The organism is Clostridium sp. LXY-7 (assembly GCF_056172015.1).
The window spans coordinates 1,086,146-1,112,601 of sequence record NZ_JBLLJL010000002.1 but is presented as its reverse complement, the minus strand read 5'-3'; the positions used below and the strand labels follow the sequence as shown (position 1 = coordinate 1,112,601).

The window sequence follows — 26,456 nt, the reverse complement described above, 5'->3', positions numbered from 1 at the left end:
TTGTAAAGGGTAGGTGATTAATTTGCATGAACTGGGTGTTGTAATTGAGGTTGTTAAGACTGTAGAAAAAATTGCAAGAGAACAACAACTGACTACAATCCATACATTGGTTTTACAAATCGGAGAGCTTTCATCAATGATTCCCATGTATATAGAACAATGTTATCCCGCTGCAGCTGACGGTACAATATTGCAAGATACAAAATTGGAAATTGAAATATTGCCAGGTAATGGTATTTGCAAAGATTGCAACAAGGTTTTTAATATCATTGAAAATCATAAAAAGTGTCCCAATTGTGGAAGTGACCACTGGGAAATATTAAGCGGGAGAGAATTTTTTATTAAAGAAGTCATAGCCTGTTAAAATAAAAATTAGAAGACCTCTTTTAGTTATTATAATGACTAAAGGAGGTCTTTAAAGAGAAAAGAAAGAAAAAATAGGAATTGAAAGTGATTCAAAGAAATATTAGATACGGAATATAAACAAAATGAGCAAAGCTTTGTATTCACTACTTCCACTGTAAATTAGAAGAATTTCTAATATTTACATAAAATATAAAAGATGATATAATAAAGAAAAACCTTGAAGGAGGGAAGTAAGTTATGACACCAGCTAATTGCTAATATTAATTTTAAATTAATATGTATTTTATAATGAGTTTTAATTTGCCTAATTATATTTAGGTTTTATTGTTGTACTCTTTATGGAATAAGGCATTTAGAAGGTAACTTACTTTACTGGAATTCAATATTATAATTTATAGAGTGTTTCAAATAGTTATTTTGAAACATTGAGTCAGAGTTTTTTGAGAAACTCTGTAATTAGATATATAAGCATAATTGATGGTTTTATTAACGTAGATAATTTTTGCTTATATCAATCTAGATAAATTATAGTAGTAATAAAGTATTTCGGACTGTAAGAGGATTCAATCTTCTTATGGTCTTTTTATTTTTAGACTTTATTTTAATATAGTGTTAATAATATGTAGTTCTAAAATCAACAATCATTTAAAACAAAGTCTATTTTAAAAATTCCTTTAAAGAATCATAAGAGTTAAGGTTTTTTCTGCCTGTCCATAAGATGCTTCACTCAAAATATGGATGAAAGAAGGAATTTTTATGTTTGAATTATTAGTAGATAGTGTAAAAAAATATATGGATGCCACCCTTGTTCTTAAAAATATAACCTTTCAAGTTTATGCAGGAGAAAAGATTGGTATAGTAGGTGCAAATGGAAGTGGAAAGAGCACTATTCTTAAATTAATAGCAGGAATAGAACCAATGAATTATTGTATTGGTTATCCAGGTGCCACAAGTCCAGGATATGATGAAGGATTTATTTCCATCCCCAGAGGTGCCACTAGGGCTTACCTTGAACAAATGCCACAGTATCATGACAGCTTAAAGGTTATTGATGTTTTAAATTTAGCTTTTGAGGAAATTCACTGCATAGAAAATGAAATGCGTAAATTAGAAGATAAAATGAAAACTTTAGGAGATGCTGCCTTGGAAAAAGCATTAAAGCAGTACAGTGATTTGGTTCAATCATATGAAGTTAAGGGAGGATACAATATAGAAGAAAAATTAAGTAAGATTTGTACGGGCCTGAATTTTGATGACAGCTTTTTAAACAAAGATTTTAGTTTATTAAGCGGTGGGGAAAAAACTACAGTAGTTCTTGGGAAACTTTTGATTGATAATCCGGACATATTACTACTGGATGAACCTACAAATCATCTGGATATGGATTCAATCGAATGGCTTGAAAGCTATCTTAGAGCCTATAAAGGAATTGTAATCATTGTATCACATGATAGATATTTTCTAGATAATGTAGTAACAAAAATTGTAGAAATAGAGGATATGGAAAGTGAGACTTATAAAGGAAATTACTCTGATTTTGCGAAGCAAAAAGAAGAGAATATGCTTGAACAATTTCATCAATATAAGGAACAACAAAAGCAGATTAAGACTATAGAGAAGACCATAAAGGAGTTAAGGGACTGGGCAAACAGGGTAGATAATAATAAATTCTTTAAAAGAGCTGCCAGCCTACAAAAAAAACTTGATAAAATGAAAAGTAGTGACACTGAAAGTAATAAGTATTATAGAACCAGAGGCCAATATGTAAGAACTGAAAAACCGAAGTTTGAAAGAGAGAATATGAAGTTTAACTTTAAAGAGACTGAGAGATCTGGTAATGAGACAATTAAGGCTGAAGGACTTTCTAAATCTTTTATAGATAAGGCTATTTTAAAAGATGCAAATCTATTGATTAATTTTGGTGAAAGAGCTGCTCTAATCGGTCCAAATGGCAGCGGGAAAACCACCTTCTTAAAACTTCTCTTAGGTGAAGAGCAGCCCGATGATGGTGTAGTGGAATTGGGGGCAAATGTGATGGCGGCATATTTGCCACAGAAAATTACTTTTAAAAATGAGGAGCTCACTGTGCTGGAGTGCTTTAGGGAAGATGTTTCTATATTGGAAGGAAAAGCAAGAGAATACCTGTCGAAATTCATGTTTTATGGTAACAGTGTGTTCAAAAAAGTAAAGCATTTGTCAGGAGGAGAGAAGATAAGGTTAAAGCTTGGTAAACTGTTATATGAAGATGTAAACTTATTGATACTGGATGAGCCCACTAACCATCTTGATATTGATTCTATAGAAACCTTTGAGGAAGCTCTAGAAGAGTTCAAAGGAACTATATTCTTCATCTCTCATGACAGATATTTTATCAATAAGATCGGTGAAAGAGTCATTGCTGTTGAGGACAATGCCTTCAAAAGTTATCCTGGTAATTATGATTATTATAAAAGCTTAAAAGATGAGTTCAGTCTACAGGTCCCTAAAAATCCAGTAGTAAAGACTGAAAAAGTTAAGAAACCAAGGAATATTGATGAAAGTAAAAAGGTGGAAGCAGAAAAGGCTAAAGTTGAAGCAATGATTGAAAGTCTTGAAAATGAAATAAGAGACATTGATTTAGCTATGGCTGCCGATGGATTAGCTTATGAGGAGCTTAATAATCTGTATTGCAGGAAAGAGGAATTAAGTAAAGAGCTGGACGCAGTTATGGAATTGTGGTTAAGTTTTAATAATTAATATGGTGTGCAGGGAGTGGTAAATTATTTTTTTATAAGTCTTTGTTCTAAATGATTATTGTTTTTAGATCAACCCATCAAATATGAAGGTATTGCCTTATTTCTGTTATTTTCCAATAACGTTTTGATGATCATCTTAAGATGCAGCCAATAATGTATTAAAATAAATATCTCATAATATAATTAAAGTGTGTATTCAGAGATGGATTTATCTAAGTTTGGAGGATAGCAGTATGAAAAAAACAATTTACAATATTTTGTCTAATATGATATTGCGTGGTGGCAATGCAGTCAATGTCAAAGCAAATGGAGTCACATCAATGGAATTTCCCTACGAAATTGAAGTTATTGCTGAAAATTTATATGTACCGTGGGCCATAGATATAAGCGATGAAGGTAAATTATATTTTACCGAGCGGTCTGGGGTAATTAGAGTGATTGAAAATGGTAAACTTAATCCACAGCCACTGATTACATTTGGCAGACCCTTTGTAAGTCGGGGGGAAGGCGGTTTGATGGGCATTGCACTAGACCCAAATTATTCCCAAAACCATTATATGTATGTTATGCATTCATATGCAGAAGGTAATCAAATCTATAATCGTGTCCTCAGATTGGTTGAACAGAATAGCAAGGCATACATTGATCGGGTTCTTCTGGATAAAATCCCAGGGGGACAAATTCACAATGGAGGAAGGCTAAAGATAGGTCCGGATCAGAAATTATATATAACAACGGGAGATGCAGGGAATTCTGCATTGGCACAAGATGTCACAAGTACAGCCGGAAAAATACTGCGGATAGAATTAGACGGCAGTATTCCTGAAGATAATCCAATTGTTAATTCACCTGTTTATAGCTTAGGTCATCGAAATCCCCAAGGCTTAGCGTGGAATTCAAAAAATATCTTATATGCATCAGAGCATGGCCAGACAGGCCATGATGAGATAAATATTATACAACCAGGAGCTAATTATGGCTGGCCTCTCGTTCAAGGAGATGAAGACTCCAAGGAAGTTATGATACAGAAACCTTTGATACACAGCGGAGAAGATACATGGGCACCTTCTGGTATTGCCTTCGCAACTCAAGGATCATGGAAAGGAAAATTACTGGTGGCTACTTTGCGTGGAGAACAATTACTTGCTATGTCGTTGAATGGAAAAGGGACTGGAGTGAAGAGTGTAGAATCATGGCTAAGGAATCAGTATGGACGTTTGCGGGAGGTTATTCAGGGGAAAGATGGATCAATTTATTTAACAACAAGTAATAGGGATGGCAGAGGTAATCCTAACATAGCTGATGATAAAATTATTCGGCTCATTCCAAAAAAGTAATATTTAGAGAATCCAGAACTGTGTGAGCATACAATTAAGCAAATTGATAGATTACAGAAGTAAGATAGTGAGAAGTGTAAAATAAAATTAAATCCGATAAACTACAGTGATACTTGCAAATAAAAAGCCTATAAGTATAAATTATAGGCTTTTTCATAACTTGTAAGTTGTGCTCTTTCTACTATTTTAGTAACTTCTACGTTATTATTATTTACAACAAGAGTTACAATATTACTTCCAAAAGGTGCAGTATGATTACCTGTATAAGTTTTAACAAAAACCTCAATTTCAAATTTACCGTCTGGTAAAGGCTTTACAGATAAAATAGTAGTACTATCGTAATCAATTGCAGATGGAGTTATATTTTTCTCTTTAAAAGCATTAAGGATATAAGGCGAAAGAAAATTTAAAAGTAAATTACTCTCAGGTGTTTTACCAGGTTGCGTATTTAGAGCAAAAACTGATGTAGAGCGCATTAAGCATAAAAATAATGCTAATATTGAAAATAGTTTAATCATTTTTTTAGACATTGTATCACCTCAAGTATATGTTTTGCAATAAAAGAAAAATTATTCGTCATAGATTTATGTTATGAATAAAGAAGTAGAAAATTTGAAAAAATGGATAATAAGTGTAATGGGATTTAATGTCTAATTTTAAAATCTTATTTTAAGATACTGTTTTTTTATCTAAAAAATTTGTTCCAATTATCCCAAGAAGAATCATTGTTGCTCCAATAATATGAAAGTACTCTAGTTTTTCTTTTAAGAATATTACACCAGCTATCATAGTTATTAATGTGGAGAGATTACTAAACACACTCATCTTAGATGCCTCTATTTTAGACAATGCATAGTTTAGCAGTAGTGATGTGATAAGTGAGGATAATACACCTAGATAAACTATTGAAACTACAAATAATGGGTTGGTGAAAGGTTTAAAGTAAAGGTTAAGGGTTCCATTTAAGCTATGATTAACAATGGATATAATATTAAAAAATAAAAAGCCTATAGCATTTACAATATAAGTTAAGCATATGGGTTTATATTTTCCTGTCATTTTTTTGGCTAGTACGTTATTACCAGCAGAGGAAAGTGCAGATAAAAGAATTAATACTACGCCCATAAAAACATTGGTTTTCAGATTTAAACCCTTCATAAAAAACATGTAAATCACTCCAGCTACGGATAAAAGTAAGGATGTTTTTTGCAACATACTAGGATGTTCTTTTAGAAAAACTATTGAAAGTATCAATGTAAAAATAGGAATTGTTGCTTGAATGATTCCTGCCTCAGAAGAAGAAATATAAACTAGTCCAAAAACCTGAAAAGCAAAAAACATAATTGGATAAAACATGGAAAGGGGAAGGATACGAATTATATCCCTTTTATTTATATCTAGTTTTATCCAGCCTAATAAAACAGGTATGGAAGCAAAAATAAAGGAAATTGTAAACCTATGAGCAAGGGTATCAAGAGGTGAGGCTACAGTTAGGGTTAATTTTGTGAATAAAAATGAGAGACCTGTGATGAAAGCATATAGTATAGCAGCAAAATAAACCTTTTTTTTATCTGAAAATTTCATTTAGACAATCCTCCTTAGAAATATAGAGATTTATAAATTTACCATTAGGTACACTTATATATTAGTGGATTAGCATATATGATACAATATAAATAAAACTTATCTATACCGGTACAGATTTTAATAAGGAGACAGGAATGTATGTATAAATATTTAGAAATATTAAACCATATGGAGAATTTAATTCAAGATGAAAAGTATAAAGAGGGGAGTAAACTTCCTTCTATTCGTACTTTTGCTGAGGATTATAATTGTAATAAAAGCACCATCATAAGAGCCTTAGAGGAATTAGAAAAACAGCATATGGTTTATTCTATACCTAAAAGCGGATATTATGTTGTGAAGAGGAAAAATAGACCGAATAGCCATAACGAATTGTTATTGGATTTCGCCTCTTCAGCACCTGATCCAGAGATATTTCCATATTTAGATTTTCAGCATTGCATTAATGAAGCAATTGATATATATAAAAATGATTTATTTATATATGGAACTCCTAAAGGCCTATGTTCTTTAATTAATGTAGTACAAAAACAGTTAACTAATTATCAAGTTTTTACAAGTAAAGAGAATATTTTTATCACCTCTGGAGTTCAACAGGCATTGGCTATATTAACTACAGTACCTTTTCCAAATAAAAAAGAAACCATTTTAATAGAACAACCAAGTTATCATTTATTTATAGATTATTTAAAAACTCATAAAGTTCCTGTGATAGGTATTAGAAGAACTAGTGAAGGTATTGACTTAGCTGAATTAGAGAGATTATTTAAAACAGAAAACATCAAGTTTTTTTATACTATGCCAAGATTTCACAATCCTTTAGGCACATCTTATTCTCAAAAAGAAAAAAAGGCTATTGTAAAGCTGGCACAAAAATATGACGTGTTTATTGTGGAAGATGATTATTTAGCTGATTTGGAACAGGATTCAAAGGCAGATCCCATCTATGCTTATGATGACTTTTCACAGATTATTTATTTAAAGAGTTATTCAAAAATTATATTTCCAGGCTTACGAATAGGCATTGCTGTTATTCCGAGCCCTATCCTTGAAAGCTTTAGTAAATACAAAAGACTTATGGACGTAGATAGCTCTATGCTTTCTCAAGCAGCATTAGAAATCTATATTAAAAGTGGCATGTTTCAGCGTCATAAGGAAAAGATTAAATCTTCTTATTCGTTAAGAGCTAAATATTTAAATTACTCATTAGAAAAACAATTTAAAAGTTGTAGTGATATTTTTCAATATAAAGCTATTAAAAATCCATGCGTTCATACATATATAACACTGGATAATAGAATATCCAGTGAGAAGCTTATAAAGAGATTAAAAAAGAAATCTATTATAGTAGCAACAGAAGAGGGACATTATTTGGACTTCTTTCCAAAGGAAACACTGCTTAAATTAAATGTATCAAATGTAAGAGAAGATTATATCGATAAGGGAATTTCAGATATAACTCAAGAGATTAGATATATGAAAGAGAAGATTACGGATTAGAGGCCTTCAACAGGGTATTTTCTTCCTTAAGACGGTCATAAAAATTTAAGTGTGTTGTATCCTAAAATACTAAGAACTCTAGAAGTAGGGTTCTTTTTTTAGGATTTCTTTTTTGTAGAACATAGACAAATTATTTTATTTCAAATAAAAAGTTTACTTAATATTCATATAATTGCTCAAATTATGCATTTCAGAATGTTCAAAATAAACAAAAAACTAAAAGAAACTTGTCTACTGTAGATATTGTTTTCTTATTTTCAAAAACGTAAGATAATATCAAGATAGGTAAAGGGGGACAAGTTGATGAGTAAATTTTTGAAAGAAATTGAGGATATCATAAGTTGGATTTCTTCTTTTGGATTAGACGAATCAGGTGGAACTAGCAGACTGTTATATTCAGAAAGTTGGTTAGAAGTACAAAAGGGATTAGAGAAAAAATTTGAAGAATTAGGTATGGAAGTAAGATTTGACGAAATCGGTAACTTGTATGGAAAGGTTATCGGAACAGACAATGAAAATGAAACAATTGCAACAGGCTCCCATGTTGATACCGTTGTAAACGGTGGCAAACTAGATGGTCAATTGGGAATTGTAGGTGGATATTTAGCAGTAAAACAGTTATTAGAGACATATGGCAAGCCTAAGAAAAACATAGAAGTAATATCCTTAGCAGAGGAAGAAGGAAGCAGATTCCCATATGTTTTTTGGGGAAGTAAGAATATCTTTGGAATAGCTGATAAAAGAGATGTAGAAAATATTGAAGATATGAATGGAATTAAATTTGTAGATGCCATGCATCAATGTGGATTTGACTTTAAAAAAGATAATGAATGTTCTATTCCAGATGTAAAAGCCTTTGTAGAACTTCATATTGAGCAGGGAAACACATTGGAGATGGAAGGAAAATCTGTAGGTGTTATTTCCAGTATCGTGGGGCAGAAGAGATATAATATCACTTTAAAAGGAGAGGCTAACCATGCTGGCACAACATTGATGAAATATAGAAGAGATGTTATGCAAGTTTTCACAAAAATTGTAATAGAATCTATTGAAAAAGCAAAAGCAGCGGGAGATCCATTAGTCTTAACTTTTGGTAAGGTTTTAGTGAAACCGAATACAGTAAATGTTGTTCCAGGTGAAGCACTGTTTACAATGGATTGTAGACATACAGATAAAGAGTTTTTACATAGCTTTACAAAAGAAATAGAGGAAGATATGAAACTTATTGCAAAAGAAGCTAATGTAGACATAGAAATCGACAATTGGATGGATGAAGATCCAGTTCCTATGGATATCAACATTATAAATGTAATTGAGAATGTATGTAAGAGTGAAAATATAAATTATAAAGTTATGCATAGTGGCGCAGGGCATGATTCTCAGATAATTGCACCTAGAATTCCAACAGGTATGATATTTGTACCTAGTATAAGGGGAATCAGTCATAACCCGGCTGAAAATACAAAGGTAGAAGATATAAGTAAAGGTATTCAAGCTTTAAAGGCAACTTTATATCAATTAGCATATTAAAATGGGGAGGAGATAGAAAATGAGAGAAGATTCATCAAAATCATTTCCAGAGAACTATTGGAAAAATATTGTATTTACCTTTTGCCTTGGTTGGACAATTATTTGGATATATAGGGCAATGTTATCCCCTATTTACTCAGAAATTCAGGGAACAGTAGGGCCGCAGACAAATGCAGCAATGGGATTGATTGCAAGTTGTTATTTCTTTGGCTACACATCTATGCAAATTCCTTCAGGATTTTTGGTAGATAAGTTTGGTCAGAAAAAAGTATTAATACCAGGGTTTATTATATTTACTTTAGGTGCAGTAAGTATTGCATTATCAAAAACTATAGGAACTATTTATATGGGTAGTGTGCTTGCAGGGCTTGGTTGTGGAACTTATTATGGAGCAGCTTTCTCATTGACAGCTCAGCATGTGCCGCCAAGCAAAAAGGGAATAGCAACAGCAATAGTAAATAGTGGTTCTGCTTTAGGTTTCATCATAGGTATGACTGGATCTAGTTATGTTGTAAAAACCTTGGAGATGTCATGGCAGTCAATGGTATATATTTCCGCAGCATTAATCTTTTTTATGGTGTTATGGTTCTTCTTTATGATAAAAAATACAGACACTGTAAAAAAAGACAATCAGGTCAAAGCAAATACTGTTGAAGAGATAGATTCATCAGAAAAGAAATCTTCATTATTTAGCTTAAATATGGTTTCTTGCTACATTTTGTATTTTTGTACATGTTATGCTTATTATTTAATTGTTACATGGCTTCCAAAATTCTTAGAGACTGAAAGAGGAATTACAGGAGGGTTAATTGGATTAATAGTATCTATGATTTCAGTAACTGCAGTTCCAGGAGCATTATTCTTTGCTTACTTATCAGATAAAAAGAGAGATAAAAAATCATATATAATTATTGGACTTGAAGTTGCAGCATTTGTTTTAGTGGCAGTATCTATGATGGCACCTAATACAAGTAGTTTAGCTATAATTTTATTACTTTATGGATTTTTAGGAAAAATGGCAGTTGACCCAGTATTGATTTCTTATGTTTCAGATAAAGCAGATAAAAAGAACCTTGCCACAACTTTAGGAACCTTTAATTTCTTTGGAATGTCATCATCAATTGTTGCTCCAGCAGCTACAGGTATTATTATGGACAAAACAGGTTCTGGAGTATTAGGATTTTATATTGGAGCATTTTTATTAGTTATTGGGGTTGTGTTATTTGCAATATTTAATGCTAAGAATTTCAAAAATGTAAAACATACAGCTTAATTAAAAAACTAGGAGGAAGTATTATGAGTTATTTAAATGGGGTTACAGGATATAGAGAAGATATCTTGGCTAACAGATCTATTATAAAACGTGGGAATTTTGCACTTATTGAACCGGATGGTATTGTGAAAAATGTAATTCCTAACTTTGAAAATTGTGAGGTTACCATATTATCCTCTCCAAAGCTAGGAGCTTCATTTGTAGATTATCTATTGAACATTGAGAAAGGTGGATACAACCATTCAGGTTTTGGTGGAGATGGAATAGAAACTTTCCTTTATGTATTTGAAGGTGATTTAAAAGTATGGAATGAAGAGAAAGAGGCACAGCTTACAGATGGAGGATTTATCTTCTGTCCAGAAGATAAAAAATTATATTTTGAGAATACTGGAGATAAAAAAGTAAGGGCATTCTTATATAAGAGAAGATATGACCGTATAGAAGGACATAGTGCCTATACTGTAATTGGTAATATAAATGATATTCAGTGGGTGGAATATGAAGGAATGAAGGATGTATTGGTAAAAGATTTTCTACCTTCTGCTACAGATATTGGATTTGATATGAATTTCCATATACTTTCTTTTAAGCCAGGAGCATGTCATGGATATATAGAAACCCATGTACAAGAACATGGAGCATATATCTATTCAGGACAAGGTGTCTATAACTTAGATAATAATTGGATTCCGGTACAAAAAGGGGATTATCTCTTTATGGGTGCTTACAGTTTGCAGGCAGCTTATGGAGTTGGTAGAGATGAAGACTTTGCATACATTTATTCAAAAGATTGTAATAGAGATATGAAGATATGAAGATATAATACAGATAAAAAATTTATAGTACAAAAATCTCTGTAATGTACTCTTGATTTAAGAGAAAAAAAGACTTGATTTTAAATGAGATTTCCACAGAGATTTTTGTAATATACAAATGAAAATAGAGATACATTTTAGCAAAATTAATATTTAATTACTGAAGGAGGAATTGTAAAAATGAAAGTGGAAAGAAAAAAATTAAGACAATTAATGAAGGATAAATTACATAAGGCTGGGCTTAGTGGTGAGCATGCAGATATAATAGCTGAGATTTTAACATGGTCTGATGAAAGAGGATATCATTCACACGGAGCGGTAAGAGTAGAGTATTATGCAGAGAGAATTTTTAAAGGTGGCATTAATACAAATCCAAAATTTGCATTTGAGAAAACCGGCCCTGCCAGTGGAGTATATAGTGGAGATAACGGATGTGGATATGTAGCAGCAACTTTTTCTATGGAGGAAGCTATTAAGATGGCAAAAGAAACAGGAGTTGCAGTTGTAGGAGTAAAAAATATATCTCATAGTGGAAGCATAGGTTACTATGTAGAGATGGCTACAAAAGAAGACTTAGTTGCAATTTCCATGTGTCAGTCAGATCCTATGGCCGTACCATATGGAGGTTCAGAGGCTTATTATGGAACAAATCCAATTGCCTTTGGAGCGCCTACTGCAGATGGCAGAGCAGTAATATTTGATATGGCTACAACAGTTCAAGCTTGGGGTAAAATTTTAGTTTCACGTTCTAAAAAAGAACCAATTCCAGATACTTGGGCAGTAGATGAAGATGGAAATCCTACTACTGACTCAACTAAGGTAAATGCTCTAGTTCCTATTGCAGGGCCAAAGGGATATGGACTTATGATGATGGTTGACGTATTATCTGGAGTATTATTAGGTCTTCCATTTGGAAAACATGTAAGTTCTATGTACGAAGATCTTTCTAAGGGTAGAGATTTAGGACAACTTCATATTGTAATTGATCCAAGTAGATTTACAGATATTGAAAGCTTTAAAAAGAACATGTCAACTGTATTAGATGAATTAGGAGAAATAAAACCAGCGAAAGGTTTTGATAAGGTTAATTATCCAGGAGAGAGAGCGTTGCTTAGAAAAGAAAAATACGATAAAGAGGGCGTTGAAATTGTAGATGACATCTATAATTATCTCATCAGTGACGCTATTCACTTTAATAACTATGACCATAAGAATAAGTTTGCAGAATAAAACAGGAATGGCGGTGATTTTATGTTAAAAACAATCATAAATAAGGGAAATTATCACGATTCTGTTGTACTTATGTTATTAACTAATAAGATTTCAACAATGGAGGGTGTTAGTAAAGTCTCTATTATGATGGCAACCCCCTCAAATAAAGATATATACAAAGAAAGTGGAATGGCAACACCTGAATTATTAGAAGCAGGATCTAATGACATGGCAATTGTAGTAGAAACACAAGATGATACCATAGACGAGGTATTAAAGGAAGTAGATGAGTTTTTTAAAAGTCAGTCAGCAAAATCCAAGAAAAAAGGAGAATCTGATACCGCAATTTCATGGGATAAAGCCTTGGAGAAACTTCCAGATGCCAACTTGGCAGTTATATCAATTCCTGGAATTTATGCAGCTTCAGAAGCTGACAGAGCACTTGATGAGAATTTAAATGTATTTATGTTTAGTGACAATGTTACATTAGAAGATGAAAAAAGATTAAAAGAAAAAGCTCATAAAAAAGGATTACTGGTTATGGGTCCCGACTGTGGAACAGGAATCATCAAAGGAGTACCTATAGCATTTACCAATAATGTTACCCCAGGGAAAATAGGAATCGTAGGAGCTTCAGGAACAGGTATACAAGAGTTGACAACGATTATTGACCGTTTAGGAGAAGGAGTAACCAATGCAATTGGAACAGGGGGAAGAGATCTATCTGAACATATAGGAGCAATTACTATGATGGATTCCATTAATGCAATGGAAGAGGATAATGATACAGAGGTAATTATTGTCATCTCAAAACCGCCTGCTGAGAAAGTTCGTAACCAGGTAGTGGAACGACTAAGACATTTTAAAAAGCCTGTAGTTACATTATTTCTTGGTGAAAAACCTGAAGTTCATGAAGAAAACTTTTATCATGCATACACACTGGATGAAGCAGCTAGAATTGCAGTACGCTTATTAAGAAATGAAAAGGTACAAGGAGATAAGTTTAAAGCTAATGTAGATAAAAACTTTTGTGCCAAAGAAAATAAGACAATTAAAGGATACTATTCAGGAGGAACATTGGCAGCTGAAGCTGCAATGATGATTCGTGATATATTAGATTTATCTGCACCTTTAGGGAAACAGGAAGGCTATATGTTAAATACATCAGGGCATATTGTAGTGGATTTAGGAGATGATAAATACACTCAAGGAAAACCACATCCAATGATTGACCCAACTAAAAGAGTGGAATGTATGAAAGAGGCAGCTAAAGATGAATCCACTGGAGTGATATTGCTTGATATTGTATTAGGGTATGGTTCTCATGAGGACATGGCAGGAGCTTTATTGCCAGCTATTAAGGAATTGCAGGAGAAGGCAAAAGAGGAAAACAGAGATTTACATTTTGTAACAACAATATGTGGAACAAGAAAAGACTATCAAAATTATGATAAACAAAAGAAAATTATGGAAGATGCAGGAGTTATTGTTTGTGAAAGCAATAAACAGGCTGTAGAAACATCACTTGCTTTCATTGGTTATGATTTTAATGAAGGAGAAAAGCCTGTTCTGCCTATGAAAAAAACAGCAGAGGAATCAGAATATACTATATCAGAAGCTGTTCGTAGATTACTTCAAGAAAAACCAAAAATAATTAATGTGGGATTAGAAAGCTTTTCTAAGGTGCTAAAAGAATTTTCCTGTGAAGTTGTTCAATATAATTGGACTCCACCAGCAGGCGGGGACATGGAATTGATTGAAGCATTAAGTTATTTGAGAAATTATAAATTTTCTTAGGATAGGAGGTTTTTAAAATGGTTTATAAAACAATAGATGCTGCTAATAAGGCAGTTATTGGTAAAATAGTGACTTCATCTCCCGTTCTTCTAGATGTTGTACCAGCAAATACGGTAATTGAGGAACTCAATGAGGGGAAAGTTTTATTACATGCAGGCCCACCTATTAAATGGGATAACATGCCAGAACCTATGCAGGGTTCATGTATTGGAGCAGTACTTTTTGAGGAGTGGGCAGATACGGAAGAAGAAGCAAGAAATCTCCTTAATGAAGGTAAAGTGAAATTTATTCCATGTCATCATGTACAGGCAGTTGGACCCATGGGTGGAATTACTTCTGGCAATATGCCAGTATTAGTTGTAGAAAATACAACTGAGGGTAACAGGGCATATTGCACTTTAAATGAAGGAATCGGTAAGGTATTAAGATTTGGAGCTTATTCTGAAGAAGTAATTGAGAGACTTAGATGGATGAGAGATGTGTTGGGGCCGATTTTAGGAAAAGCTCTTAGAAGTTTTCCAAGTGGATTAGCAGTTAATCCTATGGTTGCAAAAGCCATTGCCATGGGAGACGAATTTCATCAAAGAAACATTGCTGCTTCCTTAATATTCTTAAAGGAGATAAGTCCTGTTATTGTTAAGCTTGATATAGAAGAGGATATTAGAAGTCAGGTTATCAAATTTCTTGCAGATACAGACCAATTTTTCCTTAATATCATAATGGCTTCTTCTAAAGCCATTATGGATGGTGCGAGAACAATTCAGCAGGGAACTATTGTTACAGCTATGTGTAGGAATGGAGAGAATTTTGGTATTAGGATAGCAGGAATGGGAGATGAATGGTTTACAGCACCTGTAAATACTCCACAGGGATTGTATTTTGCCGGATATGATGGAGATATGGCAAGTCCTGATATGGGTGATAGTGCTATTACAGAAACCTTTGGTGTTGGTGGAATGGCAATGATTGCGGCACCGGCAGTTACCAGGTTTGTAGGAACTGGAGGCTTTGAGGATGCCCTGAAAATTAGTAATGAAATGAGAGAGATTGTTATTGATGAAAATCCTAATTTCATTATCCCAACATGGAATTTCAAAGGAATATGCCTTGGAATTGATGCTAGAAAAGTGGTAGAGAAGGGAATTACTCCAGTTATTAATACAGGAATTGCTCATAAAAAAGCGGGATTAGGTCAAATTGGGGCAGGAACAGTGCATCCACCTATTGAATGCTTTGAAAAAGCAGTTTTAGCATATGCGAAAAAATTAGGATATACAGAGTAATTACATTATATAAAGCTTCATATGTATAACGGGGTGAATAGCGATGAAAGTACAAGCCCAAAAGGTTTCTGCCGAGTTAATGAAGCTATTGAGAGATAAAGAGGAATATGCTGTTCACAGCTGCTTTGAAAGTGGATTTAATATAAAAGTAAATGAATTTTTATGTTTTGTAGGAAACAGACAAAACACGAAATTACCATATGGTATTTTACTTAAAGAACAGCATATATCCTCATTATTAGAATTAATGAATGGCAGGAAGATTAGTTTTGTTTGGAATAAAGAAATGAGTCAATTGGTAACAGAAGAAATTACAATAGAGCTTGAAGGATGTAAATGTTTTAGCAGTTTTTTAAACCAGAAACCGTATAAGATGTCAAGATGTTGTTTTGATTTACTTAAAGATAATATTGATATGAATATGAAAACGGGACTGGGAGTATCCTTATGGCAATTAATAAATGAAGATAATACGAGAAGAGAGAGACTATATTCCAGTTTCCAAAGTAAAGAAAAAGATTTTATAAAGTCAGTTCTGTTAAAATGGGTAGGATATGGATTAGGGTTAACTCCAGCAGGAGATGATTTTCTGGTAGGTATCTTATTTGCAAATAGAATATGTAATATATTAAGTGAAGAATTTTTAGAAGAACTAGAGGCAATTATTAAAGAAGAAAAATATACCACAGACATTAGTACACATTATTACATCAGTGCCTTTGAAAATTGTTATAATGATGCTTTGCTTGATATGTATCAAGCGTTGATTACAGTTGATAAAAAAATGATAAGAAGAAGTATAGATAAAATTCTTGAATTTGGACATACTTCAGGCCGTGATATGATGGCGGGCATTCTTGTAGGACTAAATTTATGGATTAAAAAGTTATAAATTGGATTAGGAGATTGATATAGGAGGGGAACCTATGAAAAAAATGAAGACTATTTCTATGACAAAACAAATTCTGCTTGGTGCTTTTCTGGGAATTTTAATCGGGATTATTTTTAAGGAGAAAGTAATTGGAATTAAGATTATAGGAGATATCTTTTTAAGAATACTCATGATGCCTGTGGTGCTATTGGTTATGGGAGCTGTTATTGAAGCTGTAGGGAATTTAGACTACCATGAACTGGGGAGAATTGGAGGAAAAATGTTTTTTTGGTTCATGCTTACTACTTTTTTAGCAGCCACGTTAGGCATGGTTCTAGGAAATATTTTTATGTCAGGTGAAATAGCTAATGTTACCCAAAGCCCTTACATAGTTGAGACAGTAGATCAGAGTCTCTATGATATCATTTTAAATTTTTTTCCAAGTAATATTTTTGCATCCATGGTGGACTCAAACATGATACAGATAATAGTTTTTTCTGTTATTTTCGGAGTTGCCTTAAGTGCTTGGCATGTAAATCACAAAAATTGTAAGTTTTTAGGAATATTGAAAGAGTTTAATGAAATTACTTTAAAAATGGTTACTATTATCATGAAAACCGCTCCAATAGGGATATTTGCTCTAGTAGCTTATACAACTGGAAGTACTGGTATTAAAGTAATAATACCATTAATGAAATTCTTATTGATTTTTGCTGTAGGTTCATGTCTTCATCTTATTGCTGTAATCCTTTTTGTCTCTTTTTATTGTAAAGTTAGTCCTATTCGTATTGCAAATAAGTTAACAAGAATGACATTATTTGCATTTGCAACTACATCCTCAGCAATTTCACTTCCTATCAAAATGGAGGATAGTGAAAAAAGGCTAGGAGTTAGCCCAAAAGTGTCTAGATTAGTAAATCCACTTGGAATGACTTTAAATAGTAATGGGCTAGCAATGTATTTAGCTCTCTCTTGCATTATGATTGCACAATTTTACGGAATTGAAATATCTGTGATAAACATGATTAAAATAGTCGTACTATCAACATTAGCCTGCCTGGGTACAGTGGCGGTACCTGGAGGAGGACTTATAGCATTGGCGATGGTAGTACCAAGCCTTGGACTACCAGTAGAAAGTATTGCACTACTTTCTGGGATAGACTGGTTTTCTGGTATGTTTAGAACTGTATTAAATGTAGATATTGATGCACTAATTTCAATGATAATTGCAAAAGATGAAAAAGAACTAGATTATGAAATATTAAATAGTTAGAAAATTCAATATTTTATTGGAAGGCAATTATGATTGCAACTCTTTATAAATAAAAAAATAAAAATTTTTAATGGGAATTTAGAATATATTAAATTTTTGGGAGGAATATTATGAAAAGAATTGTTGTAGCCTTAGGTGGTAATGCACTTCAAGCTGAAGGTAAGGAAGCAACGGCAGAGTCTCAATTAGAAGTTGTAAAAGAAACAGCTGTTCATCTTGCTGATTTAATAGAAGAAGGGTATGAGTTAGTAATAGCTCATGGTAATGGACCACAGGTAGGAAGAATTGTAATACAAAATGAATATTCAAGTGAAGTAACTCCTGCTATGCCATTTGATATTTGTGGTGCAATGAGTCAAGGAATGATTGGTTATCATATACAGCAGGCATTAAGAGAAGAACTTATGAAAAAGAAAATCAATAAACCGGTAGTAAGTCTTATAACTCAAGTTGTTGTTGATAAAGATGATTCTGCATTTAAAAATCCAACAAAACCTATCGGACCATTTTATGAAAAAGACAAAGCAGAAGAACTTCAAAAGGAAAAAGATTATGTTATGGTAGAAGATTCAGGTCGTGGGTATAGGAGAGTTGTTGCATCACCTAAACCTGAAAAAATAGTAGAAGTAGAATCAATAAAAACATTGATAGATAATGATACTGTGGTAATTACAGTAGGCGGCGGTGGAATACCTGTAATTGAGCTGGAAGATAAAAGCCTTAGGGGAGTAGCTGCAGTAATAGATAAGGATTTTGCATCAGAAAAATTAGCAGAGGATATTGATGCAGATGAACTTATTATATTAACAGGTGTTGATAGGGTTGCAATAAATTTCGGTAAACCAAATCAAATAAATTTAGATAAATTGACAGCAGAAGATGCTAAAAAATACATTGAGGAAGGATACTTTGCTAATGGAAGTATGCTTCCTAAGGTTGAAGCAGCTTTAAAATTTGCTGAATCTAAAAAAGGTAGAAAAGCAATTATTGCTTCACTAGAGAAGGCAAAGTTAGCATTAAAAGGTGAAAGTGGAACTATTATAACCTTAGACTAATACTGCTAAATTTATAATCAAGGTTAAAAATATAGTTTTACAGCCTTTTTGAAAGAATACTGTCTCCATTTCACATTTCAATAACATAATTTAAGCATCACAGTCTTAAAAGCTGTGGTGCTTTTATTTGTCAAAAATTTTTACTTTTAAAAATTTCAGTATTATGAATGATTTAATTTACAAATTGACGGTCTATGTTATAATATACCTAATAATTTTATGATTTAAAGTTTGTATAATATCCTAGAAGTTATGATATTCTAATAAAAAATACATATGATATTTATAATGATTTATAGGAACTCAATAGGAGGGGTTAGATGACTATTTTTGAATTATTGAACTTGACTAAATTAAAGGTAATTAATACAAAAGCTGATTTGTATAGAGAAGTGGAAACAATAGAGTCAACAGAAACCCCAGATGTAACGACCTACCTACCAAAAAACACCTTACTTATTACAACAGCTATGGTATATAAAGATAACCAAGATGAGCTTTGTGAACTTATTTATAGATTAAATGATTTACCCTGTGCAGCATTGGCAATCAAATTGGGCCGTTTTATTGATGAACTAGATGAAAAAGTTATCATGACGGCAGATAAGTTGGGATTTCCTCTTTTACAAATTCCTATGGAAGCTACATTGGGAGAAGTTTATCAAAAGGTGCTTTCTTATTTATGGAACATTCAAAACAAGGAAATACTTTATGCATTGAACACTCAAAAAAAGTTCTCTAATCTTCTTTTTCAGGGTGAATCCGCAGAAATGTTGTTAAATAATTTGAGTATTATCTTAAAAAAGTCAGTTCTACTTATGGATCCCCTTGGAAATATTATTGGTACCAATCGTGATTTTACAGAAGAAAATATAGAAACAGCAAAAGAATTATTTTTTTCTCTTTCACTATATAAAAAACAATCAAGTGCAGTGAAACATCATATTGATACAAAGAATAAAAAAGATAGAATATCCATTTATCCTTATCATGCTTTTGATGATAGTTCTTGTTATCTTTTTATTTTTAATTCAGAGTCATTATCTGCTGATACCTCAGCTTTAGTCATAGAGCAAGTACTGCTTGCATTTGAATTCTTATTATATAAAAACCTGTGTATTTCATATAATAAATTAAAAGATGATGAAAGATCGTTATTATTTGTATTAAATAAACGTAAAAGTGATAATTTGACGTCACAACAGTTATTAACCATTGGAAAAGCACATGGTTTAAAACTTAGCAAGTTCTATTATGTTGTTTTAGTAACATTGGAATCTTTTAAAAATAGCAAGTTTCATGTTGATAAATTCTCTCATCGTGAACAAAAGTATATTTTTATTTATGAATGGTTAGAAAAAGAGTTATTTAAGGATTACCGTAATAGTGTGATTTTGCTACCAGAAATTAAAAATTACAGATATGTGTTTTTAATTCAAGGCAATACAAATGACTTAACAGAAAAGCTTAGGTATTATCATGACAAGCTTAAGACAATGTTAAAAGTCAACGTTAGCTTTTCATATGGCAATAGAATGTCAGAAATAGAAGCAATAAAATACTCCTATTTTCAAGCCTTAGAAAGTTATAAGATGGGAGAAGAAAGAAACAATATTTCTTATATCAAATATTATAAAACTAAAAATGCTGCTGAGTTGCTAAAAACACTTTCTAGAGATCAGGTAGAAGGATTCTGTCTTTATAATTTAAGAACATTAGCATATCCAGAGAATAGAAGGACTTTAGAACTTAGAAATACCTTAAAGACTTATTTGGAGTTGAAATGTAATATTACAGAAACTGCAAATAAGATGTTTATTCATAGAAATACGGTAAAATATAGAATAAAAAAATGCGAAGATATTCTGGAGCGGGAAATAGACGATTCTGATTTTATATTCCAATTACAATTGAGTCTAATTTTAACAGAAGACAAATAAGCGGTCACTTTATTATGTAGTGCTTGATTTATCTAAGAATTTATTTCATTCATAAAGTATAAAGATTTTTCTATTAGAGATAAGGTATCCTCGCAGGTGGTGTCCTTGTCAAAGTCATGTGCTTTGGCAGAAGCTACAAATAGATGAGATTTAGGTATCAGAGAAGATAAAATTTGAGATTCTGCAAAAGGTACATCTGTATCATGAAAAGTATGAGCAAGGAAGACGGGAGGATAATAATTAAAGTCTGTTGATTTTTTTAATGAGTATAAATTATAAAAATCCTCTATAGAATTATCAGTAATCATACCTATCCATTTTCCTGTTTGGCGGGCATACACATATAAGCTGTATCGTGTATCCAGCAAACCTTCTGCTGTTTCACCTTCTTTGCATATAGAGGTGATTGTCTCCTCATCTACAGCAGGGAATTGTACATAATACGGACTTGGCTGATTGTACCAGGAATCGTGAGCAAAGGTATAACCATAATAAGAAAGAATTCCAATTGGCTTCTCTGGTAAATCCATCCTTGGAGCGAGAAGGCATAAATATGCACCGGCAGATCTTCCCCATAGAAAATAAGGGCATTTAGAATGAAATAAATCTGTACGGTTATTTAAATACCATATAATAGCATCTTTCACGTCATTCATTATATTAGACAGTTTAGTTACCGGAGCCAAGCGATAATCAAAGGCAAGGATAGAGTATCCCGCATCACAAAACATATTAATATGATATTCTGGAAGGTCTGTTCTTTTTCCATATAGTAAGCCCCCACCATGAAAATATAAAAGCGTTGCACGGGTTGTTTTTTGTGTGCTTCGATATAGTGTAGTATATAATTCGATATTTGTTTTTTTATAGGAGCATGTCTCCAGTGATATTTTGTTTAAATTTGTAGAATTCAAAAGAATACCTCCATATCAAAAATGAGAATATTCGACTAAATTTAGGTTAGTCAACTATATTAGAATAAAAGCAATTATTCTAAGGTATGAAAACGTATAATCAAAGTTTAGCATACAGTAAATTCAATTGCAAATATCATAGAAATAGAGGATATATAATATTTAAAGTAGAAGTAAGATTTAAAAAAGAGAATATAAATTAACAGTTGTTCCATTATCACCAGATAATAGTAAGGTAGGTATTCAAATTAAATCAGTGAAAAATACAAATAAAAAATTAGAATATAATATAAGAGATTTATATTTCATTGATGAACATGGAAATAGATATTTAGGTAAGCAAGTTGGGTTGTCAGGAAATGAATTTCAATCTTTTGAAAAACCTGAAGGTAAAATTATTGGAATAGAAGGTGGAACAATAGTCTGTGGTGTAACAAGAGAAAAAGTATATAATTATATAGAAGAATTTAAGTTACCTAATCCCAAAATTAACGAGAGTATACAAGTAAATAAAGTGATTAGAATAAAAGACCTTCCTGAAGTAATAATTACACAAATAGCTAGGGATGAAAATGGTCTGCTTTCTGTAACAAGAGAAATTGGTACAGATGGATATTCTTCATGGCCTTTTGATATTTCAATTGTTAATGGATATAACGATACAACTACTAACGGGATGGGAAATGCTAAGACTACTTTATTAGAAGATGATAAGTCTTCAGGTAAAAATATAAACTTTGGAGTATATAATTTTCAGGTATATAGTAGTGAAGAGTGGTTAATAAATTTAGATTAAAAAATATTTAAATTGAACAGTAAGTATATTGTTAAACTAAGAATCTATGTTTCAAGAGGTACATAGGTTCTTTTTGTGTGTCCAGTTGTTAATGCAGTGTAAGGTACCTTACAAAGGGATAAAAAGCAGGTGATGATAATGGAAGATTACATCGATTTAGAGAAGGGTTATATTTTTCCGCCTCAATTAATCCTATAACTTGTGTTGTCATATTTACTTTCATGGCTAATTGTTCTGGAGATAAATCACAAGTAATACGAGCAAGTGTCAATAACTAGCACCCTTTCCAATGAAATGTGAACAATATACAAAACAGCTCTGTTAATAGAGTATGATGACAGGCTGATAAGGTAACTTGTAGAAAAAATAGCAGTTGACATATGAAAAGAGAAGTATTATTATAAAGATACACCCCACCCCCGGGGGGTGTCAAAGAAGAATAAAATCACTATAAAAACTTAAACTATAAAATGTATTTAAATAAGGAAGGAGCAAGATGATGTCAAACAATATTTTAGAAGTAAGGGATTTAAAGAAAGAATTCATATTAAGCAAAGATCGAAAAATCAAAGCGGTCAAAGGCATAAGTTTTGATGTAAGGCGAGGAGAGGTATTTGGATTCCTAGGACCAAATGGTGCAGGAAAAAGTACTACTATAAGTATGCTTACAACACAGAAGGAAGCCACATCTGGTGATATTCTAATTGACGGAGAATCTCTAGTAGAAGATCCAGCTCGTGCTCGTAGAAAGATTGGTGTGGTAGCTCAACATAATAATTTGGATAGAGGATTAACTGCACGAGAAAATCTTATTTATCATGCAATGTATTTTGGAATAGATAATAAAACTGCAAATAAAAGAGCGGATGAATATCTTGAGAGATTTGGATTAACAGATCGTCAACATGATTATGTGAGGAGCTACTCTGGTGGAATGGCACAACGATTAAAGATTGCAAGAGCAATCATGCACAATCCCGATATCTTGTTTCTAGACGAACCAACAACTGGTCTAGATCCAGGCTATAGAACTATTTTATGGGAACAGATGTTGGAATTAAATAAAGCAGGTACTACTATATTTTTAACAACTCACTATATGGAAGAGCCTGAGAAATTATGTAATCGAATTGCAATAGTTGATCAGGGGGAATTAAAGGCAATCGGTACTTCTGATAAGTTGAAGGCTTTAATTCCTAGCAATAATATAGTATCTATAAAATTAGCAGAACTAAAAGGTGACTTCATCAAGAAGGCCAAAACTTTACAAGATGTTGAAAGGGCTGTTATTCAAAATGGATTACTACTTTTATATATGAAACACGAAAATCCTGATTTCAATCATATTCTTGATTGGGTAAAAACATTGAATACTTCATTACAAAATATAAGTTTGAGTACAAGTACACTTGATGATGTATTCATTCACTTAACTGGAAAGGGGGACGTTAACAATGACTAAAATAAATAGTGAGAAGGCCTATAAAAATGCGACATGGATGGCTTTTAAAACAATGGTGAAGCGAGACTTGGTGATACAAATTCGTGATAAATGGGAATTTGTTTTTCGTGTAGCCATGTTACCCTTCATACTGATCTTGGCGTATGGATATATACTGCCAAAGATAGGCTTGATGCCAGCCACATTTCCAACCCAGATGTTTTCAGGGATGGTTGGGATGAGTATGATTGTTACGGGAATCCATGGTACTGGAGTTCCTCTTACAATGGATTTCAATAACTCTAGAGAAATAGAAGATAGATTGATGGCTCCTGTTAATATAAGAACGGTTGCTTTAGCAAAGATGTTTGTAGGTATCATAGAATCTTGGATTGGTGGATTAATTGTATTACCTTTCTCTTTGATTCTAATGGGGAATTCTTTAGAGCTTACACTAAATCTTCAAAGTATCTTAATCCTAATTCCTATTTTGTTACTTACCTCTATTGCATCAGCAACATTAGGGCTACTGGTAGGAACAATTATCAAGCCAATGCAAATTGCAGCTATGTTTCCTGGTTTCTTAATGCCAATGGTATTCCTAGGAGCTATATTCTTTTCTTGGAATGATTTAGCTGCAACACCAATTATTCAAAAATTAGTATTGATCAATCCTTTAGTATATGTAAATGAGGCTTTAAGAGCAGTGCTGACTCCACAAATTACTCATATGTCATTACAATTTAGTATCTTAGGTATCATCTTAAGTATCTTAATTATGGGATATTTGGGAGGCAAAAGATTTATCAGAATGGCAAAAGGAGCATAGATAGCTACACTATACTACACCATCTATTATGAAGGAGCTCAGGGAGTGGAAATATGAACGTTGAACAAAAAAAGGCACTACAGTTACTAAAAATAGCAAAAGGTCAAATTGAAGCAATAATAAAAATGATAGAAGATAATAGATATTGTGTGGGTATTTCAAATCAAATGTTAGCAATTCAATCATTTTTGAAGAAAGCTGATTTATTGATAATAAGACAACATATGAATCATTGTGTTAAAGATATATTTGAACAAGATAAAGGAAGCGAAAAAATAGATGAGGTTATAAATCTTTTAGCAAAAGTGGTTGGGAAATAGATGATGACGGAGATATAGAATAGAAGGGAAAAATTATAAATATTTAATTATTGAGATTAAAGAAAAATAAGGGCTGCATCTGGTATAGATGCAGCCTTTTTCGTAAGAAACATTTTCTAATTCTTTTTTGCAAAGATTGTTTATTAGTTCTCTATAACCGTTGTTGGGGTTGCATTTTTAACTACAATAATTGCATCATAGGCTTCGCTTGGAACCATATTTAAGGTATAGAATTTTTTAAAATTTTTCTGCCAATTATTAAATTCAGCACCGATATTTGCCATTGATTGTTTTTTCTCAATAATGGTCTTTAAAGTCGGATTTGCTTTTGCTTTTTTAAAATCCATAAAATATTGATTTTTAGGTAATTTTATAAATTGGTCAACAAGTTCGTTGCGGTTTGTAAGAGTAAAATTTTTAGCTTCATTATTTCTTGTAACCGCCCTAAAGGTGTTATTATAAAAATCTGTTCCGATTGCATAATAAGTATCTCCCAATTCACCAGCTAAATGATTACCCATAGAAGTATAAGATAGTGAAGTTGAAGATTTCTCAATATGTCCGTTATGACCGTTAATGAATATCATGTTATTTTCTTCATATTCTAATATCCATTTCACCTTATCACTCATGTATTTATCTCTGGTCTGTGAATAATTCACATCCCCGCTTTGTAAGATGGCATTTTCTTTTATGGATTGAGCAAATTGAAGAGCTAAGGAATATTCTTTTTCGCTTGTGGTTTTTATATATTTGGTCTTATTGGAGTTCATCTCAGATATTAAATTTTCTACAGCCTTCAATCCTTCCTTCACCTTTGCAGCTTTTTCCGTATATACGGTATTATCATTTAAGTTTTTAAGTAAATCCTTGTACTTCACCGCTAAATCTGGATTTACTTTTTCAAGATAGGTAAACAGCCCTTCTTTGTTGTTGTCGTATCTTTGCATATCAAACCCATAGAATTTGATTTTTTGCGATTGGTCCAGATTTTTGTTGTAATCTTGTATCCATTGAACCAAATCAACCATTTCATTTGTCATATATATACCAAATCCAATTTCAGCAACTGCTTCTTTTGCAGTTCCTTCTCCATTTAGAACATAACTATTTACTTTCTGACATCCGCCAAAATCTCCTTCAATGGCAAACACCCTGCAACTGTTATTTTTCACTAATGCTTGAAATACTTCTTTTTTTAAAATTTGAAATTCTGCATTACCATGTGTAGCTTCTCCAAGTCCCACAACCTTTATATTATCTGACATGGTAATAGACTCAATTCCAGTAACATATTGGTCTATGTTTTCCACCGCTTTTACTTCTTTTTTGTAGCCAGAAAATAGCCACACCATGGCAAATACAAATGTGAATAGTAAAAGAGAACTTTTAATTTTCATTTTTATTTCCTCCTGAAAGCTAAATTATTCCATTATTTTAATAATGCACCTGACATAATTATATAGGTTAGCTATAAAATTGTAAAATTGTATATGTGAATAATAGATAAAAAGATGTAATTCAGGATATTTGCCACCTTAGATGATTTCGATAACGACTTCAGGAAGTACTCTTTTTTATT

Annotated in this window: 22 protein-coding genes; 18 read left to right on the top strand and 4 right to left on the bottom strand. The window is 32.3% G+C overall.

Going from position 1 to position 26,456, the window contains the following annotated elements; translation table 11 throughout:
• Window positions 1-22 precede the first annotated feature (22 nt).
• From ACI48Q_RS12360 to ACI48Q_RS12350, 3 genes are all read left to right on the top strand, one after another.
• Window positions 23-364, top strand: a complete 342-nt coding sequence (locus ACI48Q_RS12360; RefSeq protein WP_474919387.1) for a hydrogenase maturation nickel metallochaperone HypA/HybF — start codon at window positions 23-25, stop codon at window positions 362-364.
• A gap of 758 nt (window positions 365-1,122) precedes the next feature.
• Complete coding sequence (gene abc-f, locus ACI48Q_RS12355; RefSeq protein WP_474919385.1) at window positions 1,123-3,102, top strand: ribosomal protection-like ABC-F family protein; 1,980 nt, start codon at window positions 1,123-1,125, stop codon at window positions 3,100-3,102.
• Between the two features lie 232 nt (window positions 3,103-3,334).
• On the top strand, window positions 3,335-4,438 hold the full coding sequence (locus ACI48Q_RS12350) for a PQQ-dependent sugar dehydrogenase (protein ID WP_474919384.1): 1,104 nt from the start codon (window positions 3,335-3,337) through the stop codon (window positions 4,436-4,438).
• A gap of 128 nt (window positions 4,439-4,566) precedes the next feature.
• Here ACI48Q_RS12350 and ACI48Q_RS12345 read toward each other — a convergent pair whose 3' ends face one another.
• Window positions 4,567-4,968: a DUF3888 domain-containing protein gene (locus ACI48Q_RS12345; protein ID WP_474919383.1), complete on the bottom strand. Its 402-nt coding sequence runs from the start codon at window positions 4,966-4,968 to the stop codon at window positions 4,567-4,569.
• Between the two features lie 139 nt (window positions 4,969-5,107).
• Window positions 5,108-6,022, bottom strand: a complete 915-nt coding sequence (locus ACI48Q_RS12340; RefSeq protein ID WP_474919382.1) for a DMT family transporter — start codon at window positions 6,020-6,022, stop codon at window positions 5,108-5,110.
• A gap of 141 nt (window positions 6,023-6,163) precedes the next feature.
• Here ACI48Q_RS12340 and ACI48Q_RS12335 point away from each other — a divergent pair, with 141 nt between their 5' ends.
• The 11 genes from ACI48Q_RS12335 (at window position 6,164) to ACI48Q_RS12285 (ending at window position 20,574) form a co-directional block, all read left to right on the top strand.
• Entirely contained in the window at window positions 6,164-7,525 is a 1,362-nt protein-coding gene (locus tag ACI48Q_RS12335; protein WP_474919381.1) for an aminotransferase-like domain-containing protein, read from the top strand.
• A 303-nt stretch (window positions 7,526-7,828) separates the two neighbouring features.
• Complete coding sequence (gene allC / locus ACI48Q_RS12330; protein WP_474919380.1) at window positions 7,829-9,055, top strand: allantoate deiminase; 1,227 nt, start codon at window positions 7,829-7,831, stop codon at window positions 9,053-9,055.
• A gap of 19 nt (window positions 9,056-9,074) precedes the next feature.
• Window positions 9,075-10,328: an MFS transporter gene (locus ACI48Q_RS12325; protein WP_474919379.1), complete on the top strand. Its 1,254-nt coding sequence runs from the start codon at window positions 9,075-9,077 to the stop codon at window positions 10,326-10,328.
• A gap of 23 nt (window positions 10,329-10,351) precedes the next feature.
• Complete coding sequence (gene allE, locus ACI48Q_RS12320; protein ID WP_474919378.1) at window positions 10,352-11,143, top strand: (S)-ureidoglycine aminohydrolase; 792 nt, start codon at window positions 10,352-10,354, stop codon at window positions 11,141-11,143.
• 180 nt (window positions 11,144-11,323) lie between these two features.
• A complete protein-coding gene (gene allD / locus ACI48Q_RS12315) occupies window positions 11,324-12,373 on the top strand; it encodes an ureidoglycolate dehydrogenase (RefSeq protein WP_474919377.1) in 1,050 nt (349 codons plus the stop codon).
• A gap of 21 nt (window positions 12,374-12,394) precedes the next feature.
• The gene (fdrA, locus tag ACI48Q_RS12310) at window positions 12,395-14,152 is read left to right on the top strand and encodes an acyl-CoA synthetase FdrA (RefSeq protein WP_474919376.1); all 1,758 of its coding nucleotides are present in this window, start codon (window positions 12,395-12,397) and stop codon (window positions 14,150-14,152) included.
• Window positions 14,153-14,169: 17 nt separating this feature from the next.
• Window positions 14,170-15,435 carry a YlbE family protein gene (locus tag ACI48Q_RS12305; RefSeq protein WP_474919375.1) on the top strand — a complete coding sequence of 422 codons (1,266 nt, stop codon included), beginning with the start codon at window positions 14,170-14,172 and terminating at the stop codon, window positions 15,433-15,435.
• Between the two features lie 43 nt (window positions 15,436-15,478).
• Entirely contained in the window at window positions 15,479-16,327 is an 849-nt protein-coding gene (locus ACI48Q_RS12300; protein WP_474919374.1) for an oxamate carbamoyltransferase subunit AllH family protein, read from the top strand.
• Window positions 16,328-16,361: 34 nt separating this feature from the next.
• Complete coding sequence (locus ACI48Q_RS12295) at window positions 16,362-17,579, top strand: dicarboxylate/amino acid:cation symporter (RefSeq protein WP_474919373.1); 1,218 nt, start codon at window positions 16,362-16,364, stop codon at window positions 17,577-17,579.
• Between the two features lie 110 nt (window positions 17,580-17,689).
• Entirely contained in the window at window positions 17,690-18,634 is a 945-nt protein-coding gene (gene arcC, locus ACI48Q_RS12290) for a carbamate kinase (RefSeq protein ID WP_474919372.1), read from the top strand.
• Between the two features lie 320 nt (window positions 18,635-18,954).
• A complete protein-coding gene (locus ACI48Q_RS12285) occupies window positions 18,955-20,574 on the top strand; it encodes a PucR family transcriptional regulator (protein ID WP_474919371.1) in 1,620 nt (539 codons plus the stop codon).
• Between the two features lie 32 nt (window positions 20,575-20,606).
• Here the strand turns inward: ACI48Q_RS12285 and ACI48Q_RS12280 are convergent, their stop codons facing one another.
• Window positions 20,607-21,488 carry an alpha/beta hydrolase gene (locus ACI48Q_RS12280; protein WP_474919370.1) on the bottom strand — a complete coding sequence of 294 codons (882 nt, stop codon included), beginning with the start codon at window positions 21,486-21,488 and terminating at the stop codon, window positions 20,607-20,609.
• A 256-nt stretch (window positions 21,489-21,744) separates the two neighbouring features.
• Here ACI48Q_RS12280 and ACI48Q_RS12275 point away from each other — a divergent pair, with 256 nt between their 5' ends.
• The 4 genes from ACI48Q_RS12275 to ACI48Q_RS12260 all read left to right on the top strand — a co-directional run bounded on the left by ACI48Q_RS12275 (window position 21,745) and on the right by ACI48Q_RS12260 (window position 24,874).
• The gene (locus ACI48Q_RS12275; protein ID WP_474919369.1) at window positions 21,745-22,284 is read left to right on the top strand and encodes a hypothetical protein; all 540 of its coding nucleotides are present in this window, start codon (window positions 21,745-21,747) and stop codon (window positions 22,282-22,284) included.
• A 499-nt stretch (window positions 22,285-22,783) separates the two neighbouring features.
• Window positions 22,784-23,746 (top strand): ABC transporter ATP-binding protein, encoded by a 963-nt coding sequence (locus tag ACI48Q_RS12270; RefSeq protein WP_474919368.1) that lies wholly within the window; start codon window positions 22,784-22,786, stop codon window positions 23,744-23,746.
• Window positions 23,739-24,554: an ABC transporter permease gene (locus ACI48Q_RS12265; RefSeq protein WP_474919367.1), complete on the top strand. Its 816-nt coding sequence runs from the start codon at window positions 23,739-23,741 to the stop codon at window positions 24,552-24,554. The genes ACI48Q_RS12270 and ACI48Q_RS12265 overlap by 8 nt, the downstream gene beginning before the upstream one ends.
• Before the next feature lie 53 nt (window positions 24,555-24,607).
• A complete protein-coding gene (locus ACI48Q_RS12260; RefSeq protein WP_474919366.1) occupies window positions 24,608-24,874 on the top strand; it encodes a metal-sensing transcriptional repressor in 267 nt (88 codons plus the stop codon).
• Window positions 24,875-25,017: 143 nt separating this feature from the next.
• Here ACI48Q_RS12260 and ACI48Q_RS12255 read toward each other — a convergent pair whose 3' ends face one another.
• Window positions 25,018-26,274, bottom strand: coding sequence for an erythromycin esterase family protein (locus tag ACI48Q_RS12255; protein WP_474919365.1), 1,257 nt, complete (start codon window positions 26,272-26,274; stop codon window positions 25,018-25,020).
• Window positions 26,275-26,456 lie beyond the last annotated feature (182 nt).

Coding starts and splice junctions, on each gene's coding strand:
- ACI48Q_RS12340 (WP_474919382.1), bottom strand. CDS start 6,022: ATGAAATTTTCAGATAAAAAAAAGGTTTATTTTGCTGCTATACTATAT.
- ACI48Q_RS12260 (WP_474919366.1), top strand. CDS start 24,608: ATGAACGTTGAACAAAAAAAGGCACTACAGTTACTAAAAATAGCAAAA.
- ACI48Q_RS12265 (WP_474919367.1), top strand. CDS start 23,739: ATGACTAAAATAAATAGTGAGAAGGCCTATAAAAATGCGACATGGATG.
- ACI48Q_RS12285 (WP_474919371.1), top strand. CDS start 18,955: ATGACTATTTTTGAATTATTGAACTTGACTAAATTAAAGGTAATTAAT.
- ACI48Q_RS12270 (WP_474919368.1), top strand. CDS start 22,784: ATGTCAAACAATATTTTAGAAGTAAGGGATTTAAAGAAAGAATTCATA.
- ACI48Q_RS12255 (WP_474919365.1), bottom strand. CDS start 26,274: ATGAAAATTAAAAGTTCTCTTTTACTATTCACATTTGTATTTGCCATG.
- ACI48Q_RS12295 (WP_474919373.1), top strand. CDS start 16,362: ATGAAAAAAATGAAGACTATTTCTATGACAAAACAAATTCTGCTTGGT.
- fdrA (WP_474919376.1), top strand. CDS start 12,395: ATGTTAAAAACAATCATAAATAAGGGAAATTATCACGATTCTGTTGTA.
- ACI48Q_RS12335 (WP_474919381.1), top strand. CDS start 6,164: ATGTATAAATATTTAGAAATATTAAACCATATGGAGAATTTAATTCAA.
- allC (WP_474919380.1), top strand. CDS start 7,829: ATGAGTAAATTTTTGAAAGAAATTGAGGATATCATAAGTTGGATTTCT.
- ACI48Q_RS12345 (WP_474919383.1), bottom strand. CDS start 4,968: ATGTCTAAAAAAATGATTAAACTATTTTCAATATTAGCATTATTTTTA.
- allE (WP_474919378.1), top strand. CDS start 10,352: ATGAGTTATTTAAATGGGGTTACAGGATATAGAGAAGATATCTTGGCT.
- ACI48Q_RS12350 (WP_474919384.1), top strand. CDS start 3,335: ATGAAAAAAACAATTTACAATATTTTGTCTAATATGATATTGCGTGGT.
- ACI48Q_RS12300 (WP_474919374.1), top strand. CDS start 15,479: ATGAAAGTACAAGCCCAAAAGGTTTCTGCCGAGTTAATGAAGCTATTG.
- abc-f (WP_474919385.1), top strand. CDS start 1,123: ATGTTTGAATTATTAGTAGATAGTGTAAAAAAATATATGGATGCCACC.
- arcC (WP_474919372.1), top strand. CDS start 17,690: ATGAAAAGAATTGTTGTAGCCTTAGGTGGTAATGCACTTCAAGCTGAA.
- allD (WP_474919377.1), top strand. CDS start 11,324: ATGAAAGTGGAAAGAAAAAAATTAAGACAATTAATGAAGGATAAATTA.
- ACI48Q_RS12325 (WP_474919379.1), top strand. CDS start 9,075: ATGAGAGAAGATTCATCAAAATCATTTCCAGAGAACTATTGGAAAAAT.
- ACI48Q_RS12305 (WP_474919375.1), top strand. CDS start 14,170: ATGGTTTATAAAACAATAGATGCTGCTAATAAGGCAGTTATTGGTAAA.